Here is a 16,460-nt window from a genome sequence, read left to right as displayed (position 1 = left end):
GTAGAATAAGCCATGATATGCTTGGAAAAGTCATGAAATGGAGAGGAGTTGTGGAATGATGAATAATCTGTCTGCTGATGAATTAATGGATCAGGAAAATCACGCCTGGCCGGAGCTCAAAGCGCTTATGGATCAGGGGGAGAATACATATACCTATGTTCCGGCAAAGCCGGAGATGGGCAAGAATACGCTGCACCAGCTCCAAGTGAGCACGCGTTCCTATCTGGGGGCTGTCGCCTATGAGACGGAGGGCATGGTGGTGGATTATGGATGGATTACGTTGCTGGGCGCAGGCGGTGAGAGTGTATATGGCAGTCTGGCCAGCTGGAATGGCTTGAGTGCTGAACCTGCTGTAGAGGCATTGCCGGGCATGATGGTCGTGGCCTATGATGTGGCAGGAGGCTTTTTTGCTCTGGATACCGGGAAGTTCGATGGCTCGGGACAGATTTATTATTTTGCACCGGATGCCTTGGAGTGGGAATCAACAGAGCTCTCGTACTCCGAGTTTATGACTTGGCTGGCTGAGGGTGATCTGCAATTATTTTACGAAACGTTTCGCTGGAAAGGCTGGCAGGAAGAGATGGCGCAACTGAACAAAGGCCAAGTGTTTGCTTATTTTCCTCCGCTCTGGACGAAGGAAGGTAGCGGAAAGAAAAGCAGCAAAACGCCAGTTGATATTGCTGAAGCTTGGAAAGCGGCACTTGAAGCGAAAAACTGATCAAGCTGAGAGAGGGCGAATAGGGATGAATGAGCAGAATGATCGTGCAAGTGTGACGCGTATTCAGTCTCATTATGGTATTGTTTTTCCACAGGACTATCTGGACTTTATTCAGCTACACGGCGATGCTTCCTTTGATCTGATCCAGGGCACAGAGACGGAAGATTGGGACATTCGTTTTCATGTACTGGATGATCAGTTTATTGCCAATAATGCTGCGTTGGTGGATGAAGTCAATCCTGATCCGCGGCGAATTATTCCGATTGCGTGGAGTGTCAGCAGCGGCAACAACTATTTGCTCGATTATCGTGAGAACGAAGAGGTGCCCTCCGTGCTGGTGATGGAACATGAACTGGCGATGGTTCGTGAAGATGCGGAGAGTGAAGCCGAGACGATGGAAGAGGCACAGCAGCTGATGGAGGAAAATGTGAAGCCGCTTGCTGCTCATTTCCAGTCATTTGCGGCCCTTCTCCAGTTACGGTCATCACAAGCGTAGGGTTTGTATTGGAGAAAGCAAAAGAAGCAAAAGGCTCGCAAACAGGTGCGAGCCTTTTTTACATAAGTTGAACTTGTAATTTTAGCGGTACACTCCGACGACAGGAGCACGCTACATTAGCGACCCGAGGGTACAGAGGTTAAATCACGATTCGAAACTGAAGTAGCTTTACTATGCCATAACGTCAGTCCAAGCGAAATGAGACATACGACCAGCAGGCAGCCGTATACTACATGATAAGCTTCTTGTAGCGTTACTCCGGGTATGGCGTGCAGAAGCAAACCACACACGGCGACAGACACCGAACCACCAAAGAACTGGATCAGCTGCAACAAGCCCATGCCAGAACCAATCTGGTTTCTAGGCAGTACACGTGAAGCTTCGTTATTCAGGGAGGCCATGGAGGCTGATAGTGCTGGCGAGAAGAACACGTAACCGCCTGTAATGATCAGGGCAGACTGGTCAAGTCCAAGCATAAACAACACCAGAACTGCCGCCAGCATACACTGCCCGATCAGCATAAACCGCATATTGCCATACCGATCTATCCAGCGACCGACATAACGGGTACAAAATGCCGAGATGATCGCTCCGGGGGCAATGAGCAAACCGATGGCAAGAGCAGAGCGATGGTACAGATCCGCAAGCACTAACGGCATAAGGAACAGATTTCCGAGATTAACCACGAGTACGCAGAACCCAATGATAATAAGCCTGGTGAAACCCGGTGTCCGAAATACCTGTGGGTTCACAAAAGGCAACCTTGCTTTGCGAATATACAGAATATGAGTAGCCAGAGAGACTATGCCGATGACAAGCCATATCCATGACCGCTGTGTGATGGCTACCAGCAAGGTGGTTGCATTAACAATGGTGAGTAGTGCGCCTGTAAGGTCAAATGGCTGTTCTTTGTTCACGGTCTCCCGTGGTAAAAAATAGAGCAATACCGGCAGGGCCAGTAGCACCAGCACCGTAATCGCAAACAATCCGTTCCAGCCCATGTACTCGCTGATCAGTCCGCCAACAATGGGACCAAGACCAAAAGCCATTGCGCTACCTGATGAGATGAGAGCCAGAGCTGCACCACGTCGTTCCACCGGAATGTATCGGCTTGCAATGACCAGACCGAGTCCAGCCATAACTCCGGCCCCTGCAGATTGCAGAATACGCGTCGTGAGCAACAAGGCAAAGTTATGTGCGAACAGACCAAGTACGGACGAGCAACCGAGAATCAAGAGCCCAACGGTGACCAGCTTACGTACCGGAATTCGGTCAGACAAGCGGCTGTAAATTACGGTAGACAAGGCATATCCGATAGAATAACTGGAGATAACCCAGGAGCCCAGGTCAGAAGTGATCTGAAGATCACGGATAATGACAGGCAACGAAACATTAAACATGGTTGTGTTCATGACCACGATGAACAGACAACATGTCCAGAGTGGCATTACAATTTTTTCTTTCACGTAACCATTCCTGTCTTGTATGAAGTTATTGTATGATATGAACAGACTTTGACATTAGTATTACATACGATGGAGACAAAACAATATTCTATTTTACACCTCCAATGTTAATATGGCAATAGTGTCATATTTATTCGAGTGACTACATAACAGGCGTAATCAGGTTTAAGAACAATTAGGATGAAGGAGATTAGTATTATGAAGCCAGAATTATTAGAGTCCCACAGTGTGTTCCCAACCCTTGATATGAGGAGAACGGCTGCATTTTATGAAGAAAAATTAAAATTTCGTGTCGTTGAATACTTGGATGTCGCAGAGCCGCATGTCTGTCTGTACCGTGATTCTACCGAGATTATTTTAACCCAAAGCAATGGACAAAAGGTGATTCCGAATAGAGAACTGTATGGCTACGGATACGATGCCTATTTCATTACGAAACAGCAGGAAGAACTCGAACAAGAGTTGATCGATGCGGGTGTAACGATTGTTCGTTCCTTCCATCATTCTGATTATAATAACAAAGAATTTGTGATCGAGGATATTGATGGAAGATGGATCGCCTTTGGCATCAAGCAGGGGTTGTAGAAGGTACTGGCCAATCAATCTATCTATGGTATGAAAAATAACCCGGATAAACAAACAGGCGCCCTTCCAAAAAGGGGCGCTGTTTGTTTATCCAATCTATAAAAGCTTACAACGGTGTACAACGATACATCGTGTATCAACTAAGCCGCCGTGGTTTGTTTGCCGCGATTGCGAATCCATTTGATGACATCCATCAGGATAACCGCGCCGAGCGCAAGCCCACCTGCGATCAGGAGCTCATCCCAGCCGAAGGTGTCAGGAATGGCAAAGATGCTGCGAACACCCGGAATCAGTGTAATGCCATAGAGGCAGAGACAGACCACAATCGAACCAAGCACGAGCTTGTTGGTCAGGAAGCCAACCTGGAAGATGGTCTGGGTGTTGGAACGTGCCGCGAAGGTTTGCAGACTGCGCGCCAGGATCAGTGTAGTAAACGCCATCGCAACACTCATCTCTTCCGAGATACCGAGACCGATATATTGCGACACAATTACGGCAACGCCGATGAGCAACCCGCGGGTGATAACAGCCTGCAACGTTCCGCCTGCAAAAATGCCCTCGTTAATGTCACGCGGCTCGCGTCGCATCACATCCGGTTCAGCCTTCTCCGTGCCGAGCGCAATAGCCGGCAAGGAGTCGTTGACCAGGTTGATAAACAGCAGCTGTAGCGCTGTGAATGGATTGACCCAGCCGACAACCAGTGCGAAGAGGATGGCGATAATGGCGCCGAGGTTTCCGGCGAACAGATAGGCGATAGCCTTTTTAATATTATCAAATACCATCCGTCCAACGCTGACCGCATTCACAATGGATACAAAATTATCGTCAGTCAGGATCATCGCCGCCGCATCTTTGGCGACATCCGTTCCACTTCCCATGGCTACGCCGATATCGGCCTGTTTCAGTGCAGGAGCATCGTTGACGCCATCTCCGGTCATGGCTGCAACTTTACCTTTGCGCTGCCATGCACGCACGATCCGAATTTTATTTTCGGGGGATACCCGTGCATAGACGGAGATATGCTCCAGCTGCCCATCCAGCTCTTCATCCGTCATCTTATCCAGCTCGGCACCGGTGATCGCGAGATCATCTTTGTTTGCCAGTCCGATATCAATACCAATAGCCTGAGCTGTAGTTTTGTGGTCACCCGTGATCATAATGGTGCGAATGCCTGCTTTTTTCGACTCCTCAATCGAGCCATAAACCGCTTCACGCGGTGGATCAATCATGGCTGTCAGGCCGACTAATGTCAGTTCGGATTCGTCTTCGGGAGTGACCTCTTTTTTGTCATTGAAACGTTTGTAAGCGTAGGCTAGCACCCGGAAAGCGCGTTTGGAGAAGGCCTCATTTTTTTCTTCGAATTGAGTACGAATCTCAGGAGTCAACGGTTGTACTTCACCATGGATAAATACATGACTGCAGCGACTGAACAACACATCCGGGCCACCTTTGGTCAGCAAAGCAGTCTGTCCCTCAAAGGTATGCACCGTGCTCATGAGCTTGCGGTCCGAGTCAAACGGAAGCTCGGCTTCCCGTGGAAACTGATCCCGGATTTCGTTGTAATCCTTGTTCACGCTGTTGCTAAACGCAATGAGTGCAACTTCGGTGGGATCACCAAGCTCCTTGCCCTCCTGGTTGATGTTCGAATCATTGCAAAGTACGGCAATATGTAACAACCGACGTTCTTCTTCCGACCATTCGGCAGGATCATCGGGAAACTCGTCTTTTGTACCATGGGGAATGTAATAATCCACAACGGTCATTTTATTCTGAGTGAGTGTACCGGTTTTATCCGTGCAAATAATGCTGGCCGATCCCAACGCTTCCACCGCGGGCAATCTGCGAATAATTGCATGTTGCTTGGCCATCTTGCTGGTACCAAGAGAGAGTACAATGGTGACGATGGACGAGAGAGCTTCAGGTATGGCGGCCACAGCGACGGCTACAGCAAACATCAGCGCATTGATCAGTGATGGTCCTATATTTTCGGTGCCTTCTGTCAGCCACACCCGTCCTGCTTCAATGGCAAAAATAAGAATCGACAGACCCAGGATGAAAAAGCCCAGTTTTTTGCTGAATGATTCCAGTTTGCGTTGCAGTGGTGTTTCCTTCGCCTCCGCATTTTCAATCAATTCAGCGATTTTACCGATTTCGGTTTTTAGTGCCGTACCTGTAATGACAATCGTGCCGCGACCATATACAACTAGCGATCCACTGAATGCCATATTGCGCCGATCCCCAATTCCAGCCTCTTCCGGAATCACATCCGCATGTTTTTCTGCAGCTTCGGATTCACCAGTCAGCATGCCTTCGTTGATTTTGAGACTGCCGGATTCCAGAATACGCCCGTCTGCCGGTACGTAATCCCCTGCATCTAATAGAACGATATCACCTGGAACCAGTTCCCGTGCAGGAAGCGTCTGCTTCTGACCATCTCGAATGACCTTGGCCTCGGGGGCTGACATCTGGCGAAGGGCATCTAGTGAGCTTTCCGCTTTCTTGGTCTGCACCACGCTAATGATAGCGTTAAGCAGAATGACGAGAAAGATGATCAAGGATTCGATCAGATGCCCAAGCACAACTTGTACAGCAGCTGCGATGAGTAGCACGATGACCATCGGATCTTTAAAATTTTCAAGGAACAGTTTCCAGATCGGTGTTGCATCTTTTCCTTTTAACTCGTTATATCCTACGGATTCTAATCTTTTCGTTGCTTCGGATGTGGAAAGACCTCTCTCGGAACTTTGTACCTCCTGCAATACTTCGTCTGCACTGCGCCTGTAATGTTGCAATCGACCAGCTCCTCGGCATGTGATTTATATGTGTATTACCCGGATGGACAAAATCTAGAATCGCCAAGGGATGTTGTTTTTCAACATTTTATATGTAGTTTGACGATAAACTTGGGCGACATTAGTTGTCTATGTCATTATTCATATTTCCAGTGATACTTATGCGTAGAGACAGCATCACTGGAATGAAAGTTTTGATTTTAGATCGGACCTTGATGCCAGATCGATCTCGTTTCAAAGTGTGTCGTCATACTGGTAATTGGATGGATGATAGTCTGATATAAGTTTCAAAAGGGATAATATGGGTGTTAGTTTGAAAAACTGTGTGTAATATCACAATTGTCTGCCTCCAGCTCTGTTACGCTATTTCATAACAAGGAGTTCATTTGGTTTGGAGGGAATTAATATGTTTTGTTATCAATGTGAACAGACACCGAGTGGTGGATGTAAAGTAATTGGGGTATGTGGTAAAAACGAAACGATTGCCAGCTTGCAGGATACGATGATCTTTGCACTGAAAGGGATTGCGGCTTACGCAACACACGCACGGCAGCTTGGTTATACCGATCCTGAGGTGGATCGGATCACACACGAAGCTTTATATATGACGCTTACGAACTCAAACTTTAATCAGCAGGAACATTTAGAGATGGCGATGAAAGTCGGTAATGCTGCTATTCGAATCATGGATGTATTGGATCGTGCGCATACCGATCGATTTGGTATTCCACAGCCAATCACGGTGAGTCAAAATCAGATTGAAGGTCATTGTATCGTCGTGACGGGTCACAATCTGTACGCCCTCGAAGAATTACTGCGTCAGACAGAAGGCAAAGGCATCAACATCTACACGCATTCCGAAATGCTGCCTGCGCATGGTTATCCGGCATTAAAGAAATATGCTCATCTTAAAGGGAATATCGGTAAAGCCTGGTACGATCAACGCAGACTGTTTGAGGAATTCCCGGGTGCGATTCTGGCAACAACCAACTGCGTTATGCCGATCAAAGGCACATATGCCGATCGATTCTTCTCTTATGAAGTAGCTGGTCTCGAAGGAGTAACGAAAATTGAAGGCGAGAATTTCTCACCTCTTATTGAGCGAGCGTTGTCACTGCCAGTAGCGAACATCCAATCCGAGCAAGTATTAACGACAGGTTATCATCATGAGACCGTGATTGGACTTGCACCCGAGATTATCCAGGCCGTCAAAGACGGACATATCCGTCGTTTCTTTGTCATTGCAGGCTGTGACGCACCGGGTAAGGGCGGTAACTATTACCGTGAACTCGCTACGTCGCTACCGAATGATACGGTAATTCTCACTACCTCTTGCGGCAAGTTCCGTTTCAATGATGTGGATTACGGTACGGTGGGAGACACGGGCATTCCGCGCTATATCGACTTGGGTCAATGCAACAACTCCGGTTCAACTGTGAAAATCGCAATGGCTTTGGCCGACGCTTTTGGCTGCACGGTGAACGAGCTTCCTGTAAGCATCGTGCTGTCATGGTTTGAGCAAAAAGCGGTAGCAATTCTGCTTGGCCTGTTCAGCCTTGGCATTCAGGATATCCGGATCGGGCCTAAACCGCCTGAATTTATTTCAGAAGGTGTACTGGATGTGCTCGTAGACATGTTTGGTCTGAAACTGATCACAACAGCAGAAGAAGATATGAACGCAATGCTGGCTTTGTCTTAATTAAACCTAGCTATATGAGTTAGATTGGATAAAAGAGTCGTGCTTCCTGCACGGCTTTTTTTGACGTTGTGAACCAATTCCGGCATAGGATTGCACAGCGATTGCGATTCAGGTAGGATGAGTTCAAACGTTGGATGTGTGTATGGGGAGTATGACGAATAGAATAGTTGGATCAGGAATGGGCCTGCATGCGTGTAGCCTTTTTTCAGGAGTATGATCGTGAAAGGATAAGGATATGCCTCAGAATATGGAATGGATTGCTCAGTGGAGGTCAACCAAGGCATTAAACAATACATGGATATCCACCGGGGAGCGGCATTACTTTGCCAGTCACAGCCTGATATTTATTCTGGATGGCAAAGCGACATGGAGTATTAACGGCCAACGTGTTCACGCCTCCTTTGGAGAATTAATTGCGCTTGAAGAGAAATCGGTTCTGGAGGTCATTGACGGAGGAGATATGGATCTGGCAGGATGGCATGTTCAGTTCGATACTTACGCTGTATTTGAGGAAGGAAGAGAAGTAGAGAAGTACGATTGGCATGTACCCTCGGGGGAAGCCTATCAGAAAGTGCAACTTCCAGGGGGAAGTCTGGCTAGCATTATTCAGCATATGAGTGAAGAAAACACGGGTGAGGGGAGGGTGCCATGGGTTGGAAATCAGCACTTGTTATATGAACTGTTGAATAATCTCTATCAGCAAAAGCGGGATAACGAACTGAGACCGGAAGATGGTATACTCCGTTCCATCGATTATATGCGGGAGCATTATGATCAGGTGATTACGAGGGGACAGTTGGCGCAGATCGCAGGCATTACGCCGTGGCACTATTCCCGCAAATTCAGTGAGCAATATGGTAAGTCGCCCCTGGATTATCTGGCTCATTATCGGATCTATCGTGCTCAGGAAGAACTGTTATTAACTTCAGCCACCTCACAGGATATTGCTAAAAAGTCCGGGTTTGAGGATGCTCATTATTTCAGTCGTCGCTTCAAACAACTAACAGGGGAATCACCGAAACAATATAGACAACATTTGAAGCATCGTAGAATAGTAGTGCTTTCCCCAATCTGTGCAGAGATGATGATTCATCTGGGTGTTATTCCATATGCCGTTATGGTCACTGAGATCCTGTTGTCTCCACATCAACGTGAGCAATTTATCGTGCATGGGGTGAGACTGCTTGAGGTTACGCAATATGATATGGATCTGGAACTTGTAAGGCAAGTCCAACCAGAGATTATTGTGAGCAATAGTATGACAGAAGAGATTAAAAGAAAACTGCGCACAATTGCACCACTTTTGACAGGACTTCATCAGAACATAGAGCCTTTGCTCTATCAATTGGCAGCTTGGTTCCATAAGGAAGAAGAAGCCCAAGGAATTCAGTTACAATTGAAACAACAACTTAGCGTAGCACAACAGAAGTTGCAACCCATCATTCAATCCGCCTCGACAGTTATGCTGCTAAGGGTAGAAGCTTTTGGTTACCGTTATTTGGGTGGGCACTCATACGGAATATCACAGTTGATATATAATCAGCTCGGATTAGCAATTCCGCAAGCACTGGAACAAGGTACAGCCTGGTTCAATCCTTGCTCACTTGACTTGTTGGTAAAGGCCAATCCGGATTATCTGTTTGTTGAGAAACGAATGATGCAACATTTCAGTGCGGACGAGAATATGAGAAAACTGGTGGAGAGTTCTCAATGGAATGAACTGAAAGCGGTAAAAAACAAGCGGGTATTCTACATCGATACTCATCTATGGGTCGACGGTCATGGCATCACGGGCCAAAATTTGATTCTAAATCAGATGATCAGCAATCTGGTAGATACCGTATCAGAATGAGCACAATAATCCATCTGAATACGCACGATAAGCTATGGATGCAACACTTCTTATTTGATAGTATTTGATAATAATTATCATTATCAATAAATATAAGGGGCGAAGCATAATGTTACGAAGTTTTAGAGGATTCGGTATCATGCTGGTGGTGATCTGCATTTTGCTGGCGGCATGTTCCAGCGGAACCAAAGAGGAGACAACAGCGGGTATATCAGGAACTCAGAGTGAGGAAGCAACAAGTACAACAAAAGTTGAACCGAATAACAGTGAAACCAAAGTGGTGAAGGATCAGTTTGGAGAGGTGACCATCCCTGCCCATCCTCAAAATCTGGTTGTGTTTGATTCGATCTATGCCGAGTATTTAATTGAGATGGGAGTTACACCACAGATCGTATTGTACACGCCAGAAGTCGAAGCGGAATATCGACCCGCCTATTTTAAAGAACACGGTGTTCAGACGATAGAAGTAGAACAATATCAATACAATTATGAGCAGTTGCTTGCATTATCTCCGGATATGATTCTTACAGCCGGCGAGGGTATGGAACAGGGCGTATACGACGAATTATCCAAAATCGCTCCGACTGTGGCACTGGATGCCAATAGTGAAATGGAGCGGGCGATGCCCAAATTAGCGGCCATCTTCGACAAGACTGAGGAATCTGCTAAGGTACTGGCCGAATTTGAAGAGAAGGCTGCACAGGCCAAAGATAAGATTGCAACTGCTCTGGGGGACAAGACGGTATTAGTTCTGCGTGTGGAGCACAATCGTTACCGTTTCATGGGTCCCAAAGGGGGAAGCAGCAGTGTCTTTTTCTATGAAACCCTCGGTTTAAACAGCCCGGAGGCCATTAAAGACTCTACAGATTGGTTCAGTCAGTTCTCTCTGGAATTTTTGCCTGAGTTGAATCCGGATTATATCTTCTTGGAAGACAGAACCCTCGTAGGTTATGACACGAAGAAATCCATGGAAGATCTGAAAGCAAGCCAGGTGTGGGCGAATCTGAAGGCAGTAAAGAATGATCATGTTTTCCCACTGAAAACCAGTGAATTTGTATCCGGTGTGGGCCCGATAGGTTCGGTTAAATTAATGGACTATGTTGTTGGAAAGTTGGTGCCTTAATGAATACAGAGAAGCAACTGGACATTTATGATATTACGATCGTAGGCGGTGGGCCTGCTGGAATGTACTCTGCATTCTACAGCGGAATGAGAGCCATGCGTACTAAAATCATTGAAGCCAAACAGGAACTCGGCGGATTTATGCGTACCTATCCAGAGAAGTTAATCTGGGATGTGGGGGGAATCGAGCCTGTACGTTGTGAGAAATTGATTGAATCTTTGGAGGTACAAGCGAGAACATTCGACCCCACTATTGTATTCGGCCAACAGATTGATCAGATGCATCGGCGTGAAGATGGTGTATTCGTGCTGACAACCAAGACGGGAGAGCAACATTACACACGCACCATCCTTTTATGTGCAGGTCGGGGAATGACACAGGTTCAAAAGCTGGACATTGAGGGTGCGAACCGTTATGAACTAACCAATCTGCATTACACGGTTACAGACGTTTCCCGTTTTATCGGCAAACGGGTTCTGATCTCGGGAGGTGGCGATTCTGCCATTGATTGGGCCAATGAAATAGCCAAAATTGCGAATGAAGTGGTTGTGGTACACCGGCGGCATGAGTTCACTGCACATGAAACGCCAGTCGCCCAGATGAAAGCTCATGCTCAGGTCTTTACGCCCTATGGGATATCTCATTTATACGGTGCGGGTGACCGGATAAACCGTGTTGAACTCAAACATATGGAGACTGGGGAATTGAAACAGCTGGGCATGGATGAAGTTATCGTGAGTCATGGGTATGATCGCGACTTCGGCAATCTTGTAAAGTGGGGACTCGAACGTGAAGATTATGGGGTGAGCGTTGATGCGCGCATGCGTACCAGCATTCCAGGTGTGTTTGGAGCCGGTGATTTTATCACTTATGGAAGCAAAGTGCGACTGATCGCAGGAGCCTTTAACGATGCAGTGCTTGCAGTTAACAGTGCCAAGATGTATCTGGAACCTGCAGCATCCGATATGGCGGGTGTGTCTTCTCATAATGCCCGGTTCTTTGAGAAAAACAAAGCTATTACCAACAGATAGACAGTCCTATGTGTCTGTCAGGAATAGGAGAGAGTGCGAGGTTCATAGGATGAAAGTCAATATCCTTGCCAGCCACCCGAGAAGTTCTTGGTGTGGCTGGCAAGGTTTTTTTGTTATATTTCAAGTTATATTGGCAAGTTAAATGCGGGATTGCAAGATTAGGCGAATCGCCTGTTTTATTGATTGGAATCAAGGAAAGGGAAATATTTTTCTGTCATTATGGAATTATAAATCATCCATGGGGGGGCGCAACGATGTTGGAATATACATTTGAGGATATGAGAAAGATGAATCGTGAAAAGCTGGGAAATATGGTGCCGCTGGAACTGTTCCGTACGATTCGGTTAATTGGATTAAATCAGGGTTTGCCGATGGGCGGCAAAGGTACCACACTTACCATTGGACGTAAAATTGGAGAGAATCTGCCTGTACATACGGTCGAGGAATTATTGCAAATGTTTGAAAAACTGCGGATTGGTATTCCTCGGGTAATAGAAAGAAATGAGCATAAGATCATTGTTGCCGTGGATGACTGTTTCTGTAAAGGACTGCCTACACTTGAAGATGAGAAAATGGTATGTGATCTGGAGGGGGCAATTCTCGAAGGGGCACTGACTAAGATGATGAAACGAAGAGTGACAGTAAAAGAAACCAAGTGTAACGTAAGCGGTCATGAACATTGCGAATACGAGATCAAGCTGTAATTACATGATATAATTATTTCAAGATGGCTCAATCAAAGAACCAAAAATGTGAATATATGGTGAAATGATCTATTGAATTCGTCCGGGATATCTCCTTTTCTTATATAATTAAAGCAATAAGAAAGGGGGTGCCAAATGAAAAAATCGTTATGGATTATTGCCAGTGTGGCACTTGTAATCGTACTCGGAACATACTTGATCGCCAATACGGCAGGCCAAAAGAAGACCGAACAGGCGGATGCACCGGATATCCGAAAGCTGGTTGAAGATATCAGTACAGGCCGAGAAACACCGCAGTCTGCTTCAATCAGTGCGACAACGTTAACCGTGACAGATTCAGGAAACCAGGAAACGTCCTACGATTTGCCCGAAGATGAGTTTTTCCTCTCCATTGCTCCTTATGTAGAGCAGACGCATCCTTGTGAGATTCATAGTTTAACGGGTTGCCAAGGAGAGATGGCAAATGAACCATTCCGTGTGACGATACATGATTCCGAAGGCAACACCTTGATGAAAGATGAAGTGTTGAAGTCCGGTGCCAATGGATTTATGGATTTGTGGGTACCACGTGATAGAACGTATTCAATCCGTATTGTTCACGGCGGAAAGGTGGCTGAAACACAATTATCTACATACAAAACGGATCAGACCTGCATTACGACAATGCAGTTAATCTAAGCTGAGGTTCAACCCTAACAAGTATCAAGCCAAGAATAGGCAGATCAACATAAGAACTAAGGTTATAAAGATACGATAAAGACAAGGAAAGGCTGGCCTACATGGCATGTCTTTCCTTTTTTTGATGTCATTAAAGAATGTGAAAATTATGAGGCAACGTTGACAAAAAAGAATAGCATGGGTGATAATGATAATTGTTATCATATAAATACATACAAACATAGAGGAGATTAGAGATATGAAAAAAGGGTTACATGCACTATTCATCATGATGGCATTTGTTTTAGTTCTGACGGGATGTGGTAAAAATGCCACAACAACAGAACCAACTAAAAATACGGTTTCGGGCGGTGCTCCTGCTGAAGAGTCTGCTGGACCGGTTACTGTCCAAGATAATCGTGGGGAATTTACATTGGACAAGCCGGCTAAACGTGTCGTGACATTGGAATGGACATATACGGAGGATGTTGTTGCTCTAGGAGTTCAGCCTGTCGGTAATGCAGATAATGCCAACTATAAAGTGTACGTAACGGACCAAGCTGCTCTGGATGACAGTGTTACGGATATCGGAACACGTAGCGAGCCGAATATGGAGGCTATTGCAGCACTCAAGCCGGATCTCATCATCGCCAACGCAGACAACAATTCGAATGTGTATGAACAGTTGAAAGCTATTGCTCCAACACTGGAGTTTGATCCATATAACGGTGATGGTTATAACTATGACAAGATGACGACCATTTTTAATACAATTGCAACTGCTTTGGGCAAAGAAGATAAAGCAAAAGAAGTGCTCAGCAACTTGGATCAGCATTATGCAGAAGCCAAAGAAAAGCTGGCAGCTGCCGGGAAAGAAAACTTCCACTTTGCACTAACACAGGCATTCACGTATCAAAATGCAGCTTCCCTGCGCATGTTCAGTGACAACTCGGTTGTAGTGGGTACGTTGAACAAAATCGGCATGGTGAATGACTGGCAGCCGGATAAACTTGAAAATTACGGTTTCTCTACAGTCGGGATTGAATCTTTATCGACAGTGCAAGATAGCAATTTTATCTATATTACACAGCCAGACGATGATGTATTTGGTACAGCGATGAAAGATAATTCCGTTTGGAAAGGTCTGAACTTTGTGAAGGAAAAGCGCATCTATCAACTGGGAAGTACGACATGGACATTTGGCGGCCCGATTTCTTCCAAGGTATTGGTAGACGGCGTGGTTGAGGCGATTACCAAATGAGTCTGACTCAACAAGGAACGAAGCCAGCCACGAACTGGCGAATGATAAGCATCTATGGGGGCGGTCTAACCGCCCTTATCGTGCTTTTTTTTGTAAGTCTGTGTTATGGTGAGGCAGCAATTTCGTTGCATGACGTTTGGGGCGCGCTTACAAACAGACAAGACACACTCGAACATAACATGGTATGGGATCTGCGTATGCCGCGCACCGTAATTGGTATTCTTGCAGGAGGTGCACTGGCTGTTGCCGGTGCATTGCTACAGACGATCACTCGTAACCCGCTTGCGGCTTCGGATACACTCGGGATTAATGCCGGAGCGTATTTTGTTGTAGTGCTTGGGGTTATTCTATTTCCAAATGTACTCAGCCAGTCCCCGTTTCTTTTTGCCGCCATGGGAGGTCTGCTTGCAGCATTCGCAGCTTATTTTATGGGCGGTGGACGTACGTCAACGCCGGTACGACTAGCGTTATCGGGTATGATCGTGTCCATGGTGCTAGGTTCATTTACAAGTGCCTTGCATATTTTTTTCTCAATGGAAACTCAGGGCTTATTCCTATGGGGTTCAGGGACCCTAGTCCAGAATGATTGGACAGGTGTGAACTATGTCTGGCCTTGGGTTACGGGAGTAACGCTGCTTGCGCTTATTCTGTCCAAACAGTGGGATATGTTGGAGTTGGATGAATCAACCGCCTCTTCTTTGGGTCAGAGAGTTGGACTTGCTCGAACAGGTGGGCTGATCATTGCCGTTATTCTGGCTGCCGTAATCGTCAGTGTAATTGGGCCTATCGGCTTTGTAGGTCTGGTTGCTCCACATTTGGTTCGTCTGAGTGGAGTTCGCTCCAATCGGCTTTTAATTCCGGGTGTATTCATCTGGGGGGCAGCGTTGCTGGTGGGGGCAGATGTCATTGCCAAGATGATACATAACTCCAGTATGGAATTGCCAACCGGTGCTGTGATGGCGATCATTGGTGCACCTTGGCTGATCTGGCTGGTGCTGACTCGCATGAAAACAGGAAATGGTGCTGGCATGACGACATCGATGAGTACGGGTGGGCGAGTACGGCGTTTTGCCTTTACACCTATCGCTATTCTGTTTTCTGCCATTACGATTATATTGCTGCTGCTCAGTACGATGTTCGGTGGAATGCGTATTCCACTAGCCGACCTGCTACCGAGTTTATTTCAATCGGATGGGTTATTCTCTGGAATTGTACAGCTTCGAATCCCTCGTACCTTGGTGGCTGCAGGAGCAGGGGCGGCTCTCGCCATCAGCGGGGTGTTGATCCAGATGGCTGTACGTAATCCACTCGCTGATGCATCGATTGTAGGTGTATCTTCCGGTGCGGGACTTGGTGCCATGATGGTGTTCATTCTATGGCCTGGACTGCCAATGTATGTGTTGCCTCTTGCAGCCATTGCAGGTGCCGCTATTGCCGCTGCGGTTGTATTCTCGCTTTCTTGGAAAAAAGGATTGAATCCTTCCGCCGTTGTATTGCTGGGCATTGCCATGTCGGCCATTGCTGGCGCAGGTATACAGATTCTGATCGTACGCGGTGCCGTTTACGGTAGCAGTGGTTATATCTGGCTGACAGGTAGCACATATGCCCGTACATGGGACCAGGTCAAAGTAATCGGTATATTCCTGCTCATTCTGGTGCCAGTGGCCTGGTGGCTTGCTCGCAAGTTTGAACTGCTTGTCTTTGACGACAATAGCGCTTCCGGGCTTGGGATGAATGTACGTCGTACTCGCTTGCTGGCAATGACTGTAGGAGTACTGCTCGCGGCTGGTGCGGTCGCTTGTGTTGGAACAGTTGGATTTATCGGCCTGATTGCACCACATATGGTTCGGCTGCTGACAGGACATAAACTGAGACAGTCGATGTTTCTGTCCGCGCTGGCTGGAGCCGTGATGCTGGTGCTCGCAGATACGATTGGCAGAACGGTGATGGCGCCAACGGAAATACCGTCAGGCATTCTCATTGCGATCATCGGTACACCTTACTTCCTGTATCTGATGTACCGATCGAACTGGCGCAAAGCAGTGAAGTAAAGGTTGAAGTAAAAAAGCACCAAAC

General features: G+C 46.7%; 13 protein-coding genes. 11 read left to right on the top strand and 2 right to left on the bottom strand.

The features are described from left to right. Positions 1 to 58 precede the first annotated feature (58 nt). Positions 59 to 718 (top strand): DUF2625 family protein, encoded by a 660-nt coding sequence (locus MHI38_RS08510; protein WP_154888596.1) that lies wholly within the window; start codon positions 59 to 61, stop codon positions 716 to 718. A 25-nt stretch (positions 719 to 743) separates the two neighbouring features. Beyond that, on the top strand, positions 744 to 1,214 hold the full coding sequence (locus MHI38_RS08505) for an SMI1/KNR4 family protein (RefSeq protein ID WP_341181160.1): 471 nt from the start codon (positions 744 to 746) through the stop codon (positions 1,212 to 1,214). Between the two features lie 116 nt (positions 1,215 to 1,330). Here the strand turns inward: MHI38_RS08505 and MHI38_RS08500 are convergent, their stop codons facing one another. Continuing rightward, a complete protein-coding gene (locus MHI38_RS08500; protein WP_221790241.1) occupies positions 1,331 to 2,680 on the bottom strand; it encodes an MFS transporter in 1,350 nt (449 codons plus the stop codon). Between the two features lie 198 nt (positions 2,681 to 2,878). Between MHI38_RS08500 and MHI38_RS08495 the strand changes: the two genes are divergently transcribed. Beyond that, positions 2,879 to 3,265, top strand: coding sequence for a VOC family protein (locus MHI38_RS08495; RefSeq protein ID WP_341181159.1), 387 nt, complete (start codon positions 2,879 to 2,881; stop codon positions 3,263 to 3,265). A gap of 140 nt (positions 3,266 to 3,405) precedes the next feature. On the opposite strand, the gene MHI38_RS08490 is transcribed toward MHI38_RS08495, so the two are convergent. Continuing rightward, on the bottom strand, positions 3,406 to 6,057 hold the full coding sequence (locus MHI38_RS08490; RefSeq protein ID WP_341181158.1) for a cation-translocating P-type ATPase: 2,652 nt from the start codon (positions 6,055 to 6,057) through the stop codon (positions 3,406 to 3,408). A 406-nt stretch (positions 6,058 to 6,463) separates the two neighbouring features. Here MHI38_RS08490 and hcp point away from each other — a divergent pair, with 406 nt between their 5' ends. From hcp to MHI38_RS08450, 8 genes are all read left to right on the top strand, one after another. Further along, a complete protein-coding gene (gene hcp / locus MHI38_RS08485; RefSeq protein ID WP_090915103.1) occupies positions 6,464 to 7,756 on the top strand; it encodes a hydroxylamine reductase in 1,293 nt (430 codons plus the stop codon). A gap of 247 nt (positions 7,757 to 8,003) precedes the next feature. Beyond that, positions 8,004 to 9,608, top strand: coding sequence for a helix-turn-helix domain-containing protein (locus MHI38_RS08480; RefSeq protein WP_341181157.1), 1,605 nt, complete (start codon positions 8,004 to 8,006; stop codon positions 9,606 to 9,608). Positions 9,609 to 9,717: 109 nt separating this feature from the next. After that, positions 9,718 to 10,731, top strand: a complete 1,014-nt coding sequence (locus MHI38_RS08475) for an ABC transporter substrate-binding protein (RefSeq protein ID WP_221790236.1) — start codon at positions 9,718 to 9,720, stop codon at positions 10,729 to 10,731. Then, positions 10,731 to 11,762 carry an NAD(P)/FAD-dependent oxidoreductase gene (locus tag MHI38_RS08470; RefSeq protein ID WP_308722865.1) on the top strand — a complete coding sequence of 344 codons (1,032 nt, stop codon included), beginning with the start codon at positions 10,731 to 10,733 and terminating at the stop codon, positions 11,760 to 11,762. The genes MHI38_RS08475 and MHI38_RS08470 overlap by 1 nt, the downstream gene beginning before the upstream one ends. 254 nt (positions 11,763 to 12,016) lie before the next feature. Continuing rightward, complete coding sequence (locus MHI38_RS08465; RefSeq protein ID WP_308722864.1) at positions 12,017 to 12,466, top strand: V4R domain-containing protein; 450 nt, start codon at positions 12,017 to 12,019, stop codon at positions 12,464 to 12,466. A 135-nt stretch (positions 12,467 to 12,601) separates the two neighbouring features. Beyond that, a complete protein-coding gene (locus MHI38_RS08460) occupies positions 12,602 to 13,144 on the top strand; it encodes a CueP family metal-binding protein (RefSeq protein WP_154983267.1) in 543 nt (180 codons plus the stop codon). A 238-nt stretch (positions 13,145 to 13,382) separates the two neighbouring features. Beyond that, positions 13,383 to 14,384 carry an ABC transporter substrate-binding protein gene (locus MHI38_RS08455; protein WP_308722863.1) on the top strand — a complete coding sequence of 334 codons (1,002 nt, stop codon included), beginning with the start codon at positions 13,383 to 13,385 and terminating at the stop codon, positions 14,382 to 14,384. Positions 14,385 to 14,386: 2 nt separating this feature from the next. Beyond that, positions 14,387 to 16,435, top strand: a complete 2,049-nt coding sequence (locus MHI38_RS08450; protein WP_445667228.1) for an iron ABC transporter permease — start codon at positions 14,387 to 14,389, stop codon at positions 16,433 to 16,435. Positions 16,436 to 16,460: the final 25 nt, after the last annotated feature.

Origin of the sequence: Paenibacillus sp. FSL K6-1558, from assembly GCF_038002565.1 — a bacterium.
GTDB classification, from domain to species: domain Bacteria; phylum Bacillota; class Bacilli; order Paenibacillales; family Paenibacillaceae; genus Paenibacillus; species Paenibacillus polysaccharolyticus.
The sequence above is the reverse complement of the archived record's forward strand: the minus strand, read 5'-3'. Positions and strand labels throughout refer to the sequence as shown.